Origin of the sequence: Streptomyces noursei ATCC 11455, assembly GCF_001704275.1 — a bacterium.
In the GTDB taxonomy this organism is placed as follows: domain Bacteria; phylum Actinomycetota; class Actinomycetes; order Streptomycetales; family Streptomycetaceae; genus Streptomyces; species Streptomyces noursei.
On record NZ_CP011533.1, the window covers coordinates 5,440,237 to 5,455,857 of the forward strand.

The window sequence follows — 15,621 nt, forward strand, 5'->3', positions numbered from 1 at the left end:
GCCCAGGTGCCGGGCCGCGGACGCCATGATGACCGGGTTACGGTGCCCGGCGATCAACGCCACCTCGGTGTCGCCCCACTTGATCGCAGCGGCCTAGGCCAACTCCAGGCTCAAGGAGGGGATCTCGTACGCACCGAGCCGGTCGTCACCGGTGTGAACAGTGCGCTGCCCGGGCTCTGTGATGTAGCGGTAGGCAGTCGTCATGCCGATGCCGAATCCGGCCGCGAGCTGTCGTATAGGTGGCCGTTGCGAAGGTGGGCGAGGGCGAGCAGGGCCTGCCGCCCCACGCTCAGGCGCCGCCATCGGGCACCGATAGCTCGGCGGTGTGCTCGCGCAGGCGAACGCCGAGGAAGCGAAGGGTAGAGCTGGACACATCCAGCCCGGACGGGTAGACAAGCGCACGAAGCCTCTGGTGGAGACGGATTTCTTGGTCGAAAACCCATCTGCCAGGGGCTTCACCACGTTGTTAGCACAACAAGCATACGGAACAGGCAGGTTGGAAAGAGCTCGCTCATTCTTCCACCGCCATGAACACCAACTGCACCTCATCCGTGGCTAGTTCAGCGATTCACCGTCCGCTACATCATCGAATGGAACCTTTGAGTTTCCGGCCGATAGCAGGGCTGAATCCTGCGGAAACCCCCAGGGCGAAGAGCTGACAGGTGCAGCCATCCAGCTCGGTGAGCCCAAACTGCGGGATGGAATCGACTCACCGCAAGGATGCTGGAGACCAACAACGCACTGGCTGCCTGCCCCAGTCGGGCAGGCAGCCAGTGCGTTGCGGGTCAGCTGTTCACGATGGTGGAAGCTACAACCGCCGCCATGGTCTCCTCGTCGGACGCCTTGCCCCCCTGATAGCGCCATCCGGTCTTCCTGCGACCCTTGGAACCCTTGGCGCCCCTGGGGTCAGAATCCTTGCGGTCACCCTTTTTCTTCTTGAACAACAACTCACTCCTCCTCGTCCTAAGGCGTTTTGGCGCTCCACACATGGTCTCAAAGACGTGCGGGTGTGAACAACGGCAGGCCGGCAGGTCGACGACGGGAGCCCTACCTGATCCGCGGATCACCTGCCCCAAGAGGCGACCGGAGTCGACGGGCAGGCGCCGAGGGCATGTTTTCACGGCCCCATTTCATTGCCTTAAGCAACAAGACGACTGACTCACCGAGATGTTTACGGATGGCGCATCAAGTTGAAGCCCAAAACACTTTTCTGACCCTCGGGTAGGTTTTGCGTGCGGAGTGACCGCTCGACGGTTCCCGTGACCTCGATCACTCAAAGTTAAGTTGTGGCCAGCGTAAACGCCGGGTAATGTCCCTGTTCAGACGGTCTGACCCGCCGTCAACTGGATGACCACGAAACACCATGGACCTCCAAACTCCTGGTGATTTGTCATGGCTTGACGCCTGGTCGTAAACGGGGGGTCGTAAACGGGGGGTTGATTTGTCATGTCTTCTCGCGGTGATGTCTCTTTTCTTGAAGAGATCTCGATAGTCGAAACATCGCGGGGTTCCGTCGCGGTAGACCTGCGAGTTTCAGAACTCCTGGCAGGGCCAGCGAACATGAACGGGGAGAGGAATCGGCCATGACTGGCGTTTTGGAACGCACACACTTTGACGCTCCCAGCCTTGCCGGTGCTCGGGAGGTAGAAGATCTGCTGGATCGGCTTGAGTTGGGCCGCTTCCTTCCAGGCTCGGTTACGTCTTTCCTGGGCCGCAATGACAACTGGGCTGGGGAGACAGCTTCAGGGCAACGGATCTTCGTCAAGAAGCTGAAAGTTCTGTCCGGTACAGCACGTTCAGGGGTTCAGCGCACACTGGCGTTCCAGAGGCTACTGGAAAGAATCCCGCAAGAGATGCTGTTGGCACCCGATTGCCTAGGCTGGGACGAGGACTCCGGGGTTCTCATCTTCCGGCTCCTCGACGGGGCCCGCACGGGGGCCGAGCGGATGGTCGACGAGACCTTTGATGAATCTCTCGCGCTGGCTGCCGGTCGGGCAGTAGGGGCGCTCCACCATTGCGACCCCTCGGGTCTCGCTGTAGACGACTCCCCTTGTCCGCTGCCTTCAACCACCTTGCTGCACGGCCTGAGCCCTCTCGCCTTCGATGAGTGCAGTTTCGCGGGGCTCCAGGCATGGCGCCTACTCCAGCAGGACACGGCTGTGATTGATGCCGTTGCGGCCCTTCTAGAGGAGGAACGTGCCGCACCGAAAGTTCCCGCCCACTGCGACCTGCGGCTCGACCAGTTTTTGATCTCGGGCGAACAGGTATGGCTAACTGACTGGGAGGAGTTCCGGCTCGCCGACGCCGCCCGTGACGTCGGGAGTTTCGCTGGTGAATGGCTGTTCCGTTCGATCCTGGACATCGTCACGACCCGAGGCGACAGCCAGTCACGGGGCGATACCTCCTTTGCCGATGTTTCGCTCACGCACGAGACCGTGATTGCCAGGGGCGTCGCAAAGTTCGAACGGCTCCGTCCGGTCATCGAAGCATTCTGTCGCGGATACCGGGAAGCCCGCCCTGTCGTCGACGAAGGGCTGGCCCGGCGTGCGGCCGGGTTCGCCGGATGGCATCTGCTGGACCGGCTCATCGCCGGCGCTGATATGAGCGCCCGGCTTAGTGCTACTGCGCGGGCTGCGGCCGGCATTGGCCGCACTATTTTGCTCACTCCGGAGGCGTTTATCGCCACGCTCGGGTTGGAAGGCGTGTCATGACGTCCCAGTTCTCCCCCCGCCTGCTCGCGGCGCTCGACGAGGTCCATGTCGCGGTCGATGGTCAGAACGCCACCGTTCAGGGTGTGGAACTTGCAGGAGAGACCCGGCGTGATCTGCTGGGCAAACTCAGCGCAGCGCTTTACGACGCCCTCCACTCGGGCCGGACTAAGGAAAGCTCAGCACTTCGACCGCGCCGTGACCGGGCATTCGAAAACGAACTGGCCGCTGTGGTACCTCATCCAACTACTGAAATTTCAGTCATGGTTCACGAGGTCCACGGGGAACAGATCCTCGTCGAACGTGACGGTGTCCGGGTCTGGGTTCCACACACAACCGGGAACGGAAACGCACCGTCCCCAGGCTCACGCGTGATTCTTCAGGTCAATTCAGTACGAGCCGCGCTCTCTCCGGGATTCCTCTTGGTCGACAGTTCGAAGCCGTCACCGCATCTCGAACTGCCCCATCTGCGTGTCTACATCCACGTTACCGATGCAGACCATGCGCCTGCGGTCTGGGGGGCGGCACTCTCCGCATTGGCGGCAACCGAGGTCGCATATCGGGCCAAGGTCGTCTCGATGCCTGGACACCTTCCGCGTCGCGACGGAATCGTGGTGTACCTGGGACGCGGCGCCTGGCACGCCGCCCCGATCGTCGCCGAAGCGGTCGCCGGGATGCCCGGGACCGGGCCACAGACGTCGGTAATCACCGAGGAACTGGCGCCGGGGGTCGCTACCGCATGGGAGCCGGTGGATGAACGGGCCGGCATGCGGGGGCTGAGTTTCGGTGAACACCGCTCCCGAGTCATCGCCACCGCTCTGATCGAGGCGGCGACAACGGGCGAACCGCGTGAGCAGAGACTTTTGCGGGATTTCCAAGAAGCCCGAATCGACCCGCGACAACCGGCGCGTAATACCGGCTGAAGAACGAGAAGCACTTGGGCCCCGTGCAGGGGGAAGGGTTGTCCGCGGTTCCTTTCTCCTGTCTGGAATCCAACACAACACCTAGAAATTCTGAGAGGTAAAAAGTGAAGACTCAGGACCTGATCGCCGGGTACGCGGCTTACGTCGATGTCGCCGAGCTGAACGTTTCGGCGGCAAGCGAGGCGCCCGCGACCAGCCCCGTCTGTTTCGCCGCTGCTACCAGCAGCGCCGCCTGCCTGGCCGCGACGAGCTCCGGCTGGTGCGTCGCAGGGGCCGGGGCTGGGGTCGGTGGAGGGATCGCGCAGTCGGTCAAGCACGGCTGCTAAGAAAAGGTCAGCGTTATGGAACTCGATGAGATGATCTCCGGCTACGACACCTATGTGGACGTAGCGGAATTGGATGTCTCGGCCCAGTCTGAAGCGCCGGCGACCTCTCCTACGTGTTTTATAGCGAGCGTTGGGCTCTCCTATCAGATCACGAAGGACCTCTAGCATCCTGACTCGGTGTAGCGGGCGGTTCTCACGGGCACCTGACTGCAGGGCCTCGGCAAAGTCCGAGTTGCTCGTTCTGCAGCGGTGATCGCACCGGCCTGCCGATAGTGGAACGCCAGCTCATGCGCTGAGCGTGAGCTGGCGATCCGTTCAGTGGGCAACTCAGTCATCACGTGACTTTGCTAGGGGCCTGCACCTGACTGTGAGAACCGCCCGAATCCGTGACTGTTCTGCGAAAGGAAGAGTTTCCCGTGCCTACCGGCCCGGAATATCAACGCCTGCGAATTTTGCGAGAGCTGGTCCGTGGTCGTAAGGCGCTACTCACGTCAGTCGTGCTGCTCTCGATCATCTCAACGGTATGCAATCTGGCCATGCCGCTGATCGTGGCGCGGCTCATCGGCGCTGTGCAGGCGCATACGCCAGTCCTCTGGCCGGTTATCTGGATGACCGCCTCCGCGCTCGGCGCTGCGCTGAGCGCCGCAGCCTCCGGCTACCTTCTGGCGCGCGGGGGTGAGCGCATGGTGCACAGTTTGCGCACCCGGATCATGGGGCACGTCCTGCGCCTGCCTCTGCACCAAGTCCGTACGCACGGGACCGGCAATCTGGTGACGCGGGTGACGGCGGACAGCGCTCAGCTGCGGTCCATCGTCGACCTGGGCATCCTGCAGTTGCCCATTTCCGGACTGACCACAGTCGCCACCATCGTCATCATGGGCTACCTGGACTGGGTACTGCTCTTGGCGACGCTTGCCGGCTTCTCGATCGCCGGCTTGATCATCGGCGTGGTGATCAGGGGCCTGCGTCGGTCGTACGCCGCGCACCAGTCCGCTCTGGGACTACTGGCCCACCGCTTCACCACAGCGCTCGACGCCCTTCCCACGGTCAAGGCGTATCGTGCGGAGACTGCCATGACGGAGCGGCTGGCCGAAGCCTCCGATACCACCTCGAGGGCCGCGCTACGCAGCAACCTGCTCAACTCAGCGCTCAACCCGGCCATGGGTCTGGGCCAGCAGATCGCTCTCGTTGCGGTCATCGCGGCGGGGGGTGCCCGCTATGCAAGTGGTGTTCTTTCCGTCGCCGACTTCGCAGCGTTCCTCCTTTACCTGATGCAACTGGTCGCCCCCGTCTTCGTCATCGCGATGGGCCTCGGCCAGCTGCAGGCGGGGCTCTCCGCCCGGAAGCGCTTCGACGAGGTACTCTCGCTCTCGACCGAGGAGTCCGCTGATCCAGCGGCCACTCCCACAGCAGTCTCTTCTCCTTCCGGGCCGGCCGTTCGGTTCGAAGGAGTCGACTTCGCCTACGACGATCAGTCGGTGCTCCGCGGAGCGACCTTCACCGTGCCGAGCAGGGGGCTCACGGCGGTCGTCGGTGAATCCGGTACTGGTAAGAGCACCGCCCTGGCCCTGATCGAGCGGTTCGTCACACCGGCAGGTGGCCGGGTGAAGGTGCTGGGCCAGGACACCACCGACTGGACGCTGTCCGGGCTGAGAGCACGTATCACCTACGTCGACCAGGCGTTCACGCTGCTCACCGATACGCTGCGCGCCAATCTCACCGTCGGGCATCGCGTCGCCCCGTCGGATGAGGCGCTCTTCGCCGTACTGGAGACGGTCGGCCTGAGCGAAGTGGTGCAGTCCCTGCCCCAGGGAATCGACACGGTGATCGGTGAGGCCGTCGATCTCTCCGGTGGTCAACGGCAGCGGGTTGCTCTTGCGCGGGCACTGCTGGCCGACACCGAGATCGTGCTCTTCGACGAGCCCACATCCCAGTTGGACAGCATCAATGAGCGGAGCCTTCGTGCCGTGGTGGAGCGGCTGGCCGCAGAGCGCGCCGTGGTCATGGTGACCCACCGCATGTCGGTCGCGCTCCACGCGGACCATGTGGTCTTCATGCACGGGGGGCAGGTGCCTGCCGAAGGCACCCACCAAGAACTTCTCGATGGATGCCCGCCCTACCAGGCGCTGGTCGCAGGGGAGCGGCCGAGCCTCACCACGAACTCCGCAGTATTGGCAGGCCGGGCATGACAACGTACTCGGTGCTTCTGCCGTTCACCCCGGTCCGGCCGGAACAGGTCGTGCCGTTCGCCGCCCTGGTCCAGCGCACCCCTGGTGCACGACTCTGGACCAGCCAGCAGCTGACCCTCGAACCCCATCAACTCTTCGCCTACAGCGCCGGGATCGGACTTCGTGTACCTGTCGGCACGGCGGTGACGCTCATGCCGCTACGGCATCCGGTCGAGGCCGCCCTGCAGGCCCGGTCGCTTGCGCAGATCACCGGGCATCCGGTGGTGGCCGGGTACGGGCCGGGGGCCGCAGTCTTCCAGGAGGCACTGCTCGGCGCCGCGTACCCGAGCCCCTTGACGGCCGTCCGGGAGTATATGAGCGCCGTCCGCGGACTCCTCGCCGGGGAGCGGGTGCAGATGGACGGTGCGTACTTTCGGATGGATGCCAGCCTTCCTCAGGTTCCTCACCCGCCGGTGGAGCTGGGCCTAGGCGTACTGCGCCCGAGGATGGCCAGGGTCTGCGGAGAGGTCGCCGACGTAGCGATCGGCTGGCTGACCCCACCGGACTACCTGGCCTCGGTCATCGCACCAGAGCTACGCGCCGGGGCCGAAGCCGTGTCCAGACCTACGCCGCGCCTGGTGGCCGTGGTGCACGTCGCTCTCGCCGGGCCGCACCGCGATCCGGTCGCCCTCGCTTACTCGGTCTGTGCCCGGCACTTGCGGGGACCGCATTACACGCAGATGTTGCGCCGCGCCGGAGTCGGCGTCGACCCGAGCGATCCGGTGGATGGTGCACGGCGACTCGTCGAGGCCGGACTCTTCCTCAGCGGCGAACCGGAAGCTATCGCCGAGGGCCTGGCGGCCTATGGGAAGGCGGGCGTCGACGAGGTGGTGCTCAACTGCAGCGCCGTCGGCATCAACTACGGGGAGCGGGCTGCCTTGGAAGAGATCGAAACGCTGCTGAAGGCGGTGACGGCGTGAGCGGACCTGTGCCTCCCAAGCCTCTCGCCCTGGGGTTCGAACGACTTCTCGTGGTCGGCACCGGGTCAATCGGTGTCATGCATCTGCCGTTCTGGCTCAACTGGCTGCGCCTGGCCTACCCAGGCATCCAGGCGCGGGCCGTGGTGACGCGCAGCGCGACACGCTTCGTCACCCGGCAGGCGCTGGCTTCGGTTACCGGTCATCCAGTACTGGAGGACGTCTGGCCGGAGGAGCCCGGGCCGGTGGGGCTCCATGTTGAACTGGCCGAGTGGGCCGAAGCCATCGCCGTTTATCCGGCGACCCTCCATTTCGTCGGCCGCTTCGCCCTCGGCCTCGCCGATACCCCCAGTCTTCTTGCCGCCCAATGCGCCACCGTACCGGTGGGGATCGCCCCAGCGCTGCCTCCGGGCGGTGCTCAGAGCGCCGCGTACACGACCCACATGAAGGCGCTCGAAGGTCGACAGAACGTCGTCGTCGCTCCTCCCGAGCGTGGGCCGAGTACAGGAACTGGGCGGAATGACGGCTGGGTCGCCGCCGACCTACCGGTACTCCTGCGTCTGATCGAGGAACGGCGCCTCCACCTCGCCGACACCGGGGAGCGGGTGCCGTGATTCCCGGCAGTGTGGTGGTGCCCGAGGAAGGTACCCGGTTCCAACGCCATCTCGTCCTCACCGCAGCAGACGGCCGGTACGCGATGTGTCGCTGGCCAGGCAGCCGCCGGCCCACCCCGTTCCGCCGACCCGGGCCCGTCGCACGGGCCCGGTTGGCGCAGCTGGCCGTGTCCAGGCCGACAGGGTCCGCGCCCGGCGCGGACTTCGGAGGCGAGGGCCGCCTAATTCCCGCCGAACCGGATCCGCCCGGGAGCCGATACGTCGTCGACCATTATGAGAGCGTCGCCGCGACAATCCTGGACACCCACGGTGCGGGGGTCGACCGGTTCGTGCCGGCTTGCCACATGGCCGGGCTTCTCCTCGCCGAGCTCCACCGGCTGGCGCCGGACGGTTTTCCCGATGCGCTGCCACCGGGCGTCAACCGGCTCCGGAACTTTCTCACCACAGGCGGCGCAAGCCACCGAACCCTGCGGGCCGCCGCGCTGATCCTCACCGCCCTCGGCCACGAGCGGTGGGGGACGCTGAGCAACTGGTGTGAACGGCTCGTCCACGACGAGCGGCGTGTCGTCTCCCATGGCGCCCCGGGGCTCGCCTGCCTTGTGCTCGGCCCCGCCGACGATGGCGTCCAGTTCCTCATCGGCGACGACCTCGGGGCCGCACCGTGGTACTGGGACATCGGCTGGCTCCTTGGCGAACTCACCGAGCTCCGGCACGTTCTGGGCACCCCTGCCACCGACCCGACCTGGGCGCGTTTGGAATCAACCCTGCTGGCGGGCTATGGCCGGGATCAGCTGGCCGTACGACGAACCGCCGTTCTGCGGATCGTCCTTCACCTGCACGACTACGCCGCCTACGCGGACTGGGACGAGGCGGAGATCGGGCGTTACCAGGCGCTGCTCACCGAACTCATCGACCGAGTCCGAGAAGAGGAGTGAGATGAACACCGCGACGGACCCGGTGGTACGGATACGTGGGCTCCGGATGCGTTACGGGCAGACCGATGTGCTGCGAGGCATCGACCTCGACGTCTGCCGGGGCGAGGTCCTGGCGCTGCTCGGACCCAACGGTGCGGGCAAAACCACGACCCTCGAGATCCTCCAAGGCTATCGACGCCGTTCCGGCGGAGACGTTTCGGTCTTGGGTGCCGACCCCGAACATGCGCCTGACGCGTGGCGCGAGCGGGTCGGAGTGGTACTGCAGTCCTGGCGCGACCACGCCCAGTGGCGCGTCGGCGAACTCCTCGAACACGCCGCGCTGCTCTACTCGCAACCACGCGAGGTAAGTGAACTCCTCGAGCTCGTCGGCCTGACCGAACACCGCCGGAAGACCATCGGCGTGCTCTCGGGTGGTCAGCGCCGCCGACTGGACGTGGCCCTCGGTGTGGTCGGCCGGCCCGAACTGCTCTTCCTCGACGAGCCCACCGCCGGATTCGACCCAGTGGCCCGGCGGCAGTTCCACGAACTCGTCCAGCACCTGGCTGCTGCAGAGGGCGTAACCGTCCTGCTCACCACTCACGACCTGGCCGAGGCCGAACGACTCGCCGACCGGATCGCGATCCTCGTTCGGGGCTCCCTGACGGCCTGCGGGACCGCCGACGAGCTCGCCGCGGCCGCTGAGGACGAGTCGGAGGTGCGTTGGCGCCACGGCGGGACCCTCACCCACGAGTTCACACGTGACCCCTCTGCCCTGGTCTACCGCCTGCACCAGAAGTTCGAAGGTCCCATCCCCGGCCTGGTGGTCCGCAGACCCACCTTGGAGGACACCTACCTGAGCATGGTGAAAGGCGATAGGTGATGACCGTACAGAGAATCATGCAAGCCGGTTGGCGACGAGGCTTGGTCGAACTCCATATCCAGCTGCGCAGTAAGACGGAACGCGCCATGCACGCCTTCATCCCTGCCATGTTCGGCGTTCTCTTCTACACGATGGGCGCGGACCCCCTGCCTGGTACGGACCTGACCTACGGGCACCTGCTACTGCCCGGAGGGATCGCGATGAGCGTCTTCCAGACCGGGCTCCTCACCCTCTCCTACAACCTCGCCGGCGAGCGTGAGGACGGCACCCTGCTCCGGCTGCGCGGCTGGCCTGGAGGCATCCACAGCTACCTGCTCGGCAAGGCGGTCTCCGTCGCCGCTGTGACCGCCGCATACGTTGTCGTCATGGCGGTGCTCGGCGGTCTGTTCGTGGACCTCTCTCTGCCGCAGAACCCCACTGCGTGGGCCACCCTCGTTGCCGTCCTGGTCCTCGGGCTGCTCGCGATGGTGGGGCTGGGGGCGAGCGTCGGCGCGCTGGCCCCGAACCCCCGGCTGGTGGCGGTGGTGTCCCTCCCGCTCATCGGCCTCATCCCCATATCGGGATTGATCTTCCCGTTCGGTTCGATGCCGCAGCTCGTCCAGTACATCGCCAATGTCTTCCCCCTGAAATGGCTCGCGCAGGGGATCCGTACCGCCCTTCTCTCCGATACCCCGGCCGTCACCCAGTTGCCGGGTAACGGGCAGCTGCCCCTGGTCTTCGCGGTCCTTGCCGCCTGGACCCTGGCAGGAGCGCTGCTTGCGCCGGTACTGCTGCGCAGAACCGCTCGGCGCCAGTCCGGCTCAGCTTTGGAGAAAGCCAGATCCAAGGCCATAGCGACCCGATGAATCACAGAGGAAACCCATGTCACAGCAGCCCGCGGCCACTCCGCTGAACGCCGAAGCCTCAACCCTGCACGTCATGGTGACCGGCTACATGACCGCCCAGATGGTGCGTGCCGCCGCCCGACTGCGGATCGCTGCCCACCTGGCCGATGGCCCGCGCACCCTCACGCAGTTGACGGAGGCCACCGGAGCGGACCCGGACGCCCTCGCCAGGTTCCTACGCGCCCTGGCCGGATTCGGTCTCAGTGCCGAAGTGGCCCCCGACACATTCGAGGCCACCCCTCTCCTTGCCGCCCTCGAACACGACGGGGGGTGGCTCAGTGACTTCGCCCTCGCCATGGCGGACCCGGTCTGCGTCCGGCCCGCCGAGCACTACGCCGACACTGTCCTGACCGGGCGCCCCTCCGCCGAAACCGCTCTGGGCATGGGCTTCTGGGAGCATCTCGACGCCCACCCGGACACCGCCGCACACTACGCGGCGAGCTTGAGCTTCGGTACCTACCACTGCGCGCGCGCCTTCGCCGCCCGATACGACCTGGGCGGATACCGAAGCGTCGTCGACGTCGGAGGTGGCAGCGGGGCCATGCTCAGCGGAATCCTTCAGGCGTATCCGCACCTTAAGGGTGTCCTGGTCGACCGGCCCGCCGCCCTCCAACACGCCAGAGAGGCACTCGCCCGGCACGGGGTCGCCGATCGGGTCGAGGCGGCCCCCGGTGACTTCCTGGAGTCGGTGCCCTCCGGGGGAGACTTGTACCTCCTCAAGTCGATCTTCCCCGACTGGGACGACACACGCGTTGCCGACCTCCTGCGCAACGTGCACCGGGCCGCCACACCAGGCACGACTCTGATCGTCATCGACTGGATGTTCACGCAGGAGCCCGACCCTCAGAACGCCTTCCTGCACGTGTCGGACTTCAACATGCTCGTCTCCACCGGCGGGCGAGTCCGCACCAGGGAACAGTTCACCAACCTGATCGAGGAGGCCGGTTTCCACATCGAACGCGTCGACGGCTTCAACGACGGGCTCACCGCTTGGGGCATGATCGAGGCGCGTGCATGAGCGTCGTCGTCTTCGAAGGTTTCACCAAGCGGTACGGCGAACAGGTCGCCGTTGACGACCTGACCTTCCAGGTCTCCCCGGGACGAATCGTCGGCCTGCTCGGCCCGAACGGCGCCGGCAAGAGCACGGCCCTCAAAGGGCTGGTCGGCCTGCTCCACCCCACCCGCGGAGAGGCCCGAGTCTTCGGTGCCCGCTACGCGGACATCACCTCACCGGCCCGCCGTGTCGGTGTTCACCTCGACGGGCTCGGCTTCGAGACCGCTCTCACCGCCCGTCACCACCTGCGGATTTGTGCGGCCGCGGCCGGGCAGCCGCGCAGCCGCGTCGATGCCGTCCTGGAGGAGGTTGGCCTGGCCTCGGTGGCGTCCCGCACCATCGGCAGGCTCTCCACCGGCATGCGTCAGCGTCTCGGGCTCGCGGCCGCTCTGGTCGGTGATCCCGAGCTGCTGATCCTCGACGAACCCGCGAACGGCCTGGACCCCGAGGGCATCCGCTGGCTCCGCGGGTACTTGCGTTCCTTCGCGGACCGGGGTGGGACGGTCCTGCTCTCCAGTCATCAGCTCGCCGAGACGGCCCAGACCATCGACGAGGTCGTTGTCATCCGGCGGCGGCTGCTCTTCGCCGGCACCCTCGGCGAGCTGACCGGTGGCGGAGAGAGCCGACTGGAAGACCGTTTCTTCGAGCTCGTGGACAAACATGCGTAATGCGATCCGTGCGGAACTGCTCAAGGCCCGCGGTAGCTGGTGGATGCTGTTCGGCCTGGCCTACGCCTATCTGATGCCGGCCATGTGCTACAGCTACGCGCCCGCCTCTGTCACTGCTACCGATGGGGCCGACTCGGCGGCCGCCACCCGCACACTTCTGGCCTTCCTCACCGCCGTGCCCGTCGCGTCCATTTTCCTGGCCAACTGGGGCATCGCCAAGGAGTACTTCTACCGTTCCCTGCCCCGGACCGCTCTCACTCAGCGGCGCATCGACGGCTACGTTGCCAAGTGCGTCTCAGGTGCCGTCCAAGGGCTGGCGGTAGGGGTCCTCGGGACAACGGCGTGGTCGGTGTCCACCTGGATCACGCTCGAACAGCGTCACCAGTCGTTCGACCTGGGAGCAGGCACGTGGCAGACGCTCGTGCTCACTGTGGTGGCCAGCGTCCTGGCCGGGCTCTGGGGAGTCACTCTGGGCTATCTGCTGCCGAACTACTGGACCACCACCACAGCCGCCCTCATCACCCCGTTCGCCGTCGAACTGCCGCTGATGCTCCACGCCCCCTCGATCAGCCGATTCCTCCCCGTGAGCACACTCGCAGGAATCGTCCAACCCCCCATCCCCGGGCTGCTTCCACCACTGGCGGCAGCGGCCGCGGCCCTACTCTGGATCGCCGCAAGCCTCCTTGGCGGCTGGCGCCTCTTCCGCAGGAGAGACCTCACGTGATCAGGTACCGGCTCGACAACGGGCTGCGCGTGGTGCTCGACCCCAATCCGCATGCAGCCCGCGTCGCGGTCAGCGTGCACTACGGGGTCGGGTTCCGCAGTGAACCGGCCTGGGCCGCAGGCTTCGCGCATCTTTTTGAGCACGTCATGTTCGAAGGTAGCGAGAGCGTCGCGCCGCTCAAGCACGGGGACCATATCCACCGCGTCGGCGGCAGCTGCGATGCCCGTACTCACCAGGATTACACCGAATACTTTCAGGTAGTCCCGCCTGAAGCGGTCGAACTCGCGCTCTTCCTGGAAGCAGACCGGATGCGCGCACCCCGCTTCACCGACGAGGGCCTCAAGCGCCAGTTGTCCGGTGTGGCTGAGGAAATCCGCACCACCGTCACCGAACGCCCCTACGGCGGATTCCCCTGGCCGCGCCTGCCTGAACTGCTCTACAGCACCTTCCCCAACGCCCACGACGGCTTCGGCTCCACCGCCGCCCTGAGCGAAGTGACAGTCGAGCAATGCCAGGAGTTCTTCGACACCTACTACCCCCCGGGCAACGCCACGCTCACCCTCTCCGGGAACCTCGACCCGGACCAAGTACGCCCCCTCGTCGACAGGCACTTCGGCACGATCCCCCCGCGTCCGGGACCCCCGCCAGCTGTGCTCACGGTCCCAGCGGGGGACACACCACGCCGGGGAACAGTCCAGGACCCGCGGATCGCTCTGCCTGGTATCGCCGTCGGGTACCAACTGCCCAACCCGGCTACCAGCCTGCAGGAGTATGTGGCCCACCACGTCCTCGCCCACGTCCTCACGCTGGCGTGGAACAAGCCCGGGATCGTACGCCGCGATGGAGGCTGCGGGATCTTCGGCCCCTTCGACGCCCGGGATCCCGACACGTTGATCCTGGTCGCGATCCACCATTCCTCCCTAGACGCCCCCGAGGTCCTCGCAGCGCTCGACGCACACATCACAGAACTGGCGGACGGTGCCCCGTCCGCTGACGCGTTCACCACATGGCGCGATCACCTGATTCATGAACACCACCACCGCCACGCTGACGTGCTTGTCCGGTGCCGGGCGCTAGGACGACTGGAGATTCTCTGGGACGACGCCGAACTCCTCGACCGGATCCCCGCCCATCTCGCCGCACTCACGTATGTGGACATCACCGCCGCCGCGCGGCGCCTAGCCGCCCAGAAGCGTGCCGTTCTCCAGATCGTCCCCGCGCCCGACGTCCGTCCGAAGCCGCCTGCACTCCACAAGAGCCCCACACCCGTCCGCCCTGAGATCACGCACGCCGTCGCAGACAGCGGCCTCGACGTTTACCTCGTCCGCGATAGCCGCGCACCCCTGGCTGAGGTCCGGCTGATGATTCCCTGCTCAGGAACCAATCGCCGCCACGCGGGGCAAGCGGAGCTTCTCGTACACGACCTGCGCGAACGCCTCGCTCGACGGGAACGCCTCACCGGGCAACCCACCACCTGGGACGTGTCCTGGACTGGAGAGTGGCTGCGTATCTCCGGCCACCTTCCCTCCACCGATCTACGGCGCGGTCTCGTTCCATTGGCCGACCTACTGACACCAGCCGATGCCACCGAAACCGACCTGGCCACGTGGGCGGTACCCGTAGCCAAGCGCGCACGCTCCTGCCTCCTGGACCACGGCGAAATCGTCAGCCGCGCACTCCGTCAGCGCTCATTCCTGCCCGAGGGGCTGCCCGAGACGCTTCCCGACCCTGAAGTGGTCGGGCTGATCACCGCCGCTGAACACCACGACTTCCACGATCTCGTGATGCGCTCCACCGGCGCGTTCCTGGTCGTCGTCGGCGACGTCGCGCTTTCCCACGTCCTCGAGTACCTTCCGCGCTCGTACCAGACGCCTGCTCCCGCCATGCGCCTCAGCGCCACCCCCGCACCCCACGGCGGTCTCCATACATTGCCCACTGGTACGCAGGGAGAAGCCACGCTCCAGCTCTGCGTCCCGGCTGGCCCCTCGGACTCTCGTTCGACAGTTCACGACCTGCTCAGCGTGCTGTTCGGCGGTTACTCCGGCGCCCGCCTCGTCCCTCACGCTCAGCGGCTCCCGCGAGCCGCCTCCCTCTACTCCACCCTGAACGTCACCGCCGGACAGCGCCAGTTCATCGTCACAGCGCGACTCCACCCCGATGACATCACCACCGGTATCCGGTCCATCAACTCCGAGATGGACCGCATGCTCACCCAGGACCTGTCCGTAGAAGAGAGCACCGCTGCCAAGAACTTCTGTCTCGGACAGATCACGAGCGTCCTCGACTCACCTGCCGATCTGGCAAGCAAAATCAGCCTGGACCTCTCCCTGGGCCGCAAACCCGACTGGTGCTTCGATTTCCCCGAAGCATTGAGAAAAGTTACGCCTGCCGATCTAGGCGCAGCCAGTGAGGAACTCTTCGCTCACCAAGGGTGGACAGCCGTACTCTGCGGCGAGCTGAAAGAGGATTTCGTTGGCGGCGAATGGACACGACTGCGTCGGTAGGAGCCTTGCGGAAAATTAGGAAACTGCAGGTCGGGGCCTGCGGCAGACGGGCCCGGGAACCCTTCTCTTGAGCTTTGGGAACTCGCAGGCGTCTTTGCAGGTCGGTGGGGCCGGCTTCACTCGACGGCGCCATCGAGAGCGCGACCCGCGTCGCCCACCGTATCCGCGCCGAACTGAAGGAGAGGGGCACTGCCGCGGGCTGACCCTGCGGGTGCCCGGCTGTGGGTCAGAAGAGTGTGTGGGAGCCGTCGGGTAGCCAGCCTTCGAGGAAACCGGC

15 protein-coding genes and 1 pseudogene are annotated in these 15,621 nt (G+C 66.0%); 14 read left to right on the plus strand and 2 right to left on the minus strand.

Going from position 1 to position 15,621, the window contains the following annotated elements; translation table 11 throughout:
* Nucleotides 1-174: 174 nt before the first annotated feature.
* Together SNOUR_RS43265 and SNOUR_RS46285 are read right to left on the minus strand one after the other, a co-directional pair.
* Nucleotides 175-424, minus strand: a pseudogene (locus SNOUR_RS43265) (transposase family protein); the annotation flags it as partial.
* A gap of 361 nt (nt 425-785) precedes the next feature.
* Nucleotides 786-947: a hypothetical protein gene (locus SNOUR_RS46285; protein ID WP_159425898.1), complete on the minus strand. Its 162-nt coding sequence runs from the start codon at nt 945-947 to the stop codon at nt 786-788.
* Nucleotides 948-1,583: 636 nt separating this feature from the next.
* Here SNOUR_RS46285 and lxmK point away from each other — a divergent pair.
* From lxmK to SNOUR_RS23200, 14 genes are all read left to right on the plus strand, one after another.
* On the plus strand, nt 1,584-2,711 hold the full coding sequence (gene lxmK / locus SNOUR_RS23145; protein WP_067350311.1) for a class V lanthionine synthetase subunit LxmK: 1,128 nt from the start codon (nt 1,584-1,586) through the stop codon (nt 2,709-2,711).
* Nucleotides 2,708-3,631 (plus strand): T3SS effector HopA1 family protein, encoded by a 924-nt coding sequence (locus SNOUR_RS46290; protein ID WP_159425899.1) that lies wholly within the window; start codon nt 2,708-2,710, stop codon nt 3,629-3,631. Before lxmK ends, SNOUR_RS46290 begins: the two co-directional genes overlap by 4 nt.
* A gap of 104 nt (nt 3,632-3,735) precedes the next feature.
* On the plus strand, nt 3,736-3,957 hold the full coding sequence (locus SNOUR_RS23150; protein WP_067350313.1) for an LxmA leader domain family RiPP: 222 nt from the start codon (nt 3,736-3,738) through the stop codon (nt 3,955-3,957).
* Nucleotides 3,958-3,987: 30 nt separating this feature from the next.
* On the plus strand, nt 3,988-4,122 hold the full coding sequence (locus SNOUR_RS48450; protein ID WP_312636038.1) for an LxmA leader domain family RiPP: 135 nt from the start codon (nt 3,988-3,990) through the stop codon (nt 4,120-4,122).
* A 251-nt stretch (nt 4,123-4,373) separates the two neighbouring features.
* Entirely contained in the window at nt 4,374-6,146 is a 1,773-nt protein-coding gene (locus SNOUR_RS23155) for an ABC transporter ATP-binding protein (RefSeq protein ID WP_067350316.1), read from the plus strand.
* Nucleotides 6,143-7,105: an LLM class flavin-dependent oxidoreductase gene (locus SNOUR_RS23160; RefSeq protein WP_067350318.1), complete on the plus strand. Its 963-nt coding sequence runs from the start codon at nt 6,143-6,145 to the stop codon at nt 7,103-7,105. The genes SNOUR_RS23155 and SNOUR_RS23160 overlap by 4 nt, the downstream gene beginning before the upstream one ends.
* 50 nt (nt 7,106-7,155) lie before the next feature.
* Nucleotides 7,156-7,716, plus strand: coding sequence for a flavoprotein (locus SNOUR_RS23165; protein WP_312636040.1), 561 nt, complete (start codon nt 7,156-7,158; stop codon nt 7,714-7,716).
* Nucleotides 7,717-8,060: 344 nt separating this feature from the next.
* Nucleotides 8,061-8,651 (plus strand): hypothetical protein, encoded by a 591-nt coding sequence (locus tag SNOUR_RS23170; RefSeq protein WP_067350333.1) that lies wholly within the window; start codon nt 8,061-8,063, stop codon nt 8,649-8,651.
* Nucleotide 8,652: 1 nt separating this feature from the next.
* Nucleotides 8,653-9,510, plus strand: coding sequence for an ABC transporter ATP-binding protein (locus SNOUR_RS23175; RefSeq protein ID WP_312633353.1), 858 nt, complete (start codon nt 8,653-8,655; stop codon nt 9,508-9,510).
* Entirely contained in the window at nt 9,510-10,355 is an 846-nt protein-coding gene (locus SNOUR_RS23180) for an ABC transporter permease (protein ID WP_067350336.1), read from the plus strand. The genes SNOUR_RS23175 and SNOUR_RS23180 overlap by 1 nt, the downstream gene beginning before the upstream one ends.
* A gap of 16 nt (nt 10,356-10,371) precedes the next feature.
* Nucleotides 10,372-11,412, plus strand: coding sequence for a methyltransferase (locus SNOUR_RS23185; RefSeq protein ID WP_067350338.1), 1,041 nt, complete (start codon nt 10,372-10,374; stop codon nt 11,410-11,412).
* On the plus strand, nt 11,409-12,116 hold the full coding sequence (locus tag SNOUR_RS23190) for an ABC transporter ATP-binding protein (RefSeq protein WP_067350341.1): 708 nt from the start codon (nt 11,409-11,411) through the stop codon (nt 12,114-12,116). The genes SNOUR_RS23185 and SNOUR_RS23190 overlap by 4 nt, the downstream gene beginning before the upstream one ends.
* The gene (locus SNOUR_RS23195) at nt 12,109-12,840 is read left to right on the plus strand and encodes a hypothetical protein (protein WP_159425900.1); all 732 of its coding nucleotides are present in this window, start codon (nt 12,109-12,111) and stop codon (nt 12,838-12,840) included. Before SNOUR_RS23190 ends, SNOUR_RS23195 begins: the two co-directional genes overlap by 8 nt.
* Entirely contained in the window at nt 12,837-15,344 is a 2,508-nt protein-coding gene (locus SNOUR_RS23200) for a M16 family metallopeptidase (protein ID WP_067350345.1), read from the plus strand. Before SNOUR_RS23195 ends, SNOUR_RS23200 begins: the two co-directional genes overlap by 4 nt.
* Nucleotides 15,345-15,621: the final 277 nt, after the last annotated feature.

What these genes read in the sequence shown, in the direction of transcription:
- SNOUR_RS46290 (WP_159425899.1), top strand. Translation starts at nt 2,708, where the DNA reads ATGACGTCCCAGTTCTCCCCCCGCCTGCTCGCGGCGCTCGACGAGGTC.
- SNOUR_RS23190 (WP_067350341.1), top strand. Translation starts at nt 11,409, where the DNA reads ATGAGCGTCGTCGTCTTCGAAGGTTTCACCAAGCGGTACGGCGAACAG.
- SNOUR_RS23195 (WP_159425900.1), top strand. Translation starts at nt 12,109, where the DNA reads ATGCGTAATGCGATCCGTGCGGAACTGCTCAAGGCCCGCGGTAGCTGG.
- SNOUR_RS23170 (WP_067350333.1), top strand. Translation starts at nt 8,061, where the DNA reads ATGGCCGGGCTTCTCCTCGCCGAGCTCCACCGGCTGGCGCCGGACGGT.
- SNOUR_RS48450 (WP_312636038.1), top strand. Translation starts at nt 3,988, where the DNA reads ATGATCTCCGGCTACGACACCTATGTGGACGTAGCGGAATTGGATGTC.
- SNOUR_RS23175 (WP_312633353.1), top strand. Translation starts at nt 8,653, where the DNA reads ATGAACACCGCGACGGACCCGGTGGTACGGATACGTGGGCTCCGGATG.
- SNOUR_RS23180 (WP_067350336.1), top strand. Translation starts at nt 9,510, where the DNA reads ATGACCGTACAGAGAATCATGCAAGCCGGTTGGCGACGAGGCTTGGTC.
- SNOUR_RS23185 (WP_067350338.1), top strand. Translation starts at nt 10,372, where the DNA reads ATGTCACAGCAGCCCGCGGCCACTCCGCTGAACGCCGAAGCCTCAACC.
- lxmK (WP_067350311.1), top strand. Translation starts at nt 1,584, where the DNA reads ATGACTGGCGTTTTGGAACGCACACACTTTGACGCTCCCAGCCTTGCC.
- SNOUR_RS23160 (WP_067350318.1), top strand. Translation starts at nt 6,143, where the DNA reads ATGACAACGTACTCGGTGCTTCTGCCGTTCACCCCGGTCCGGCCGGAA.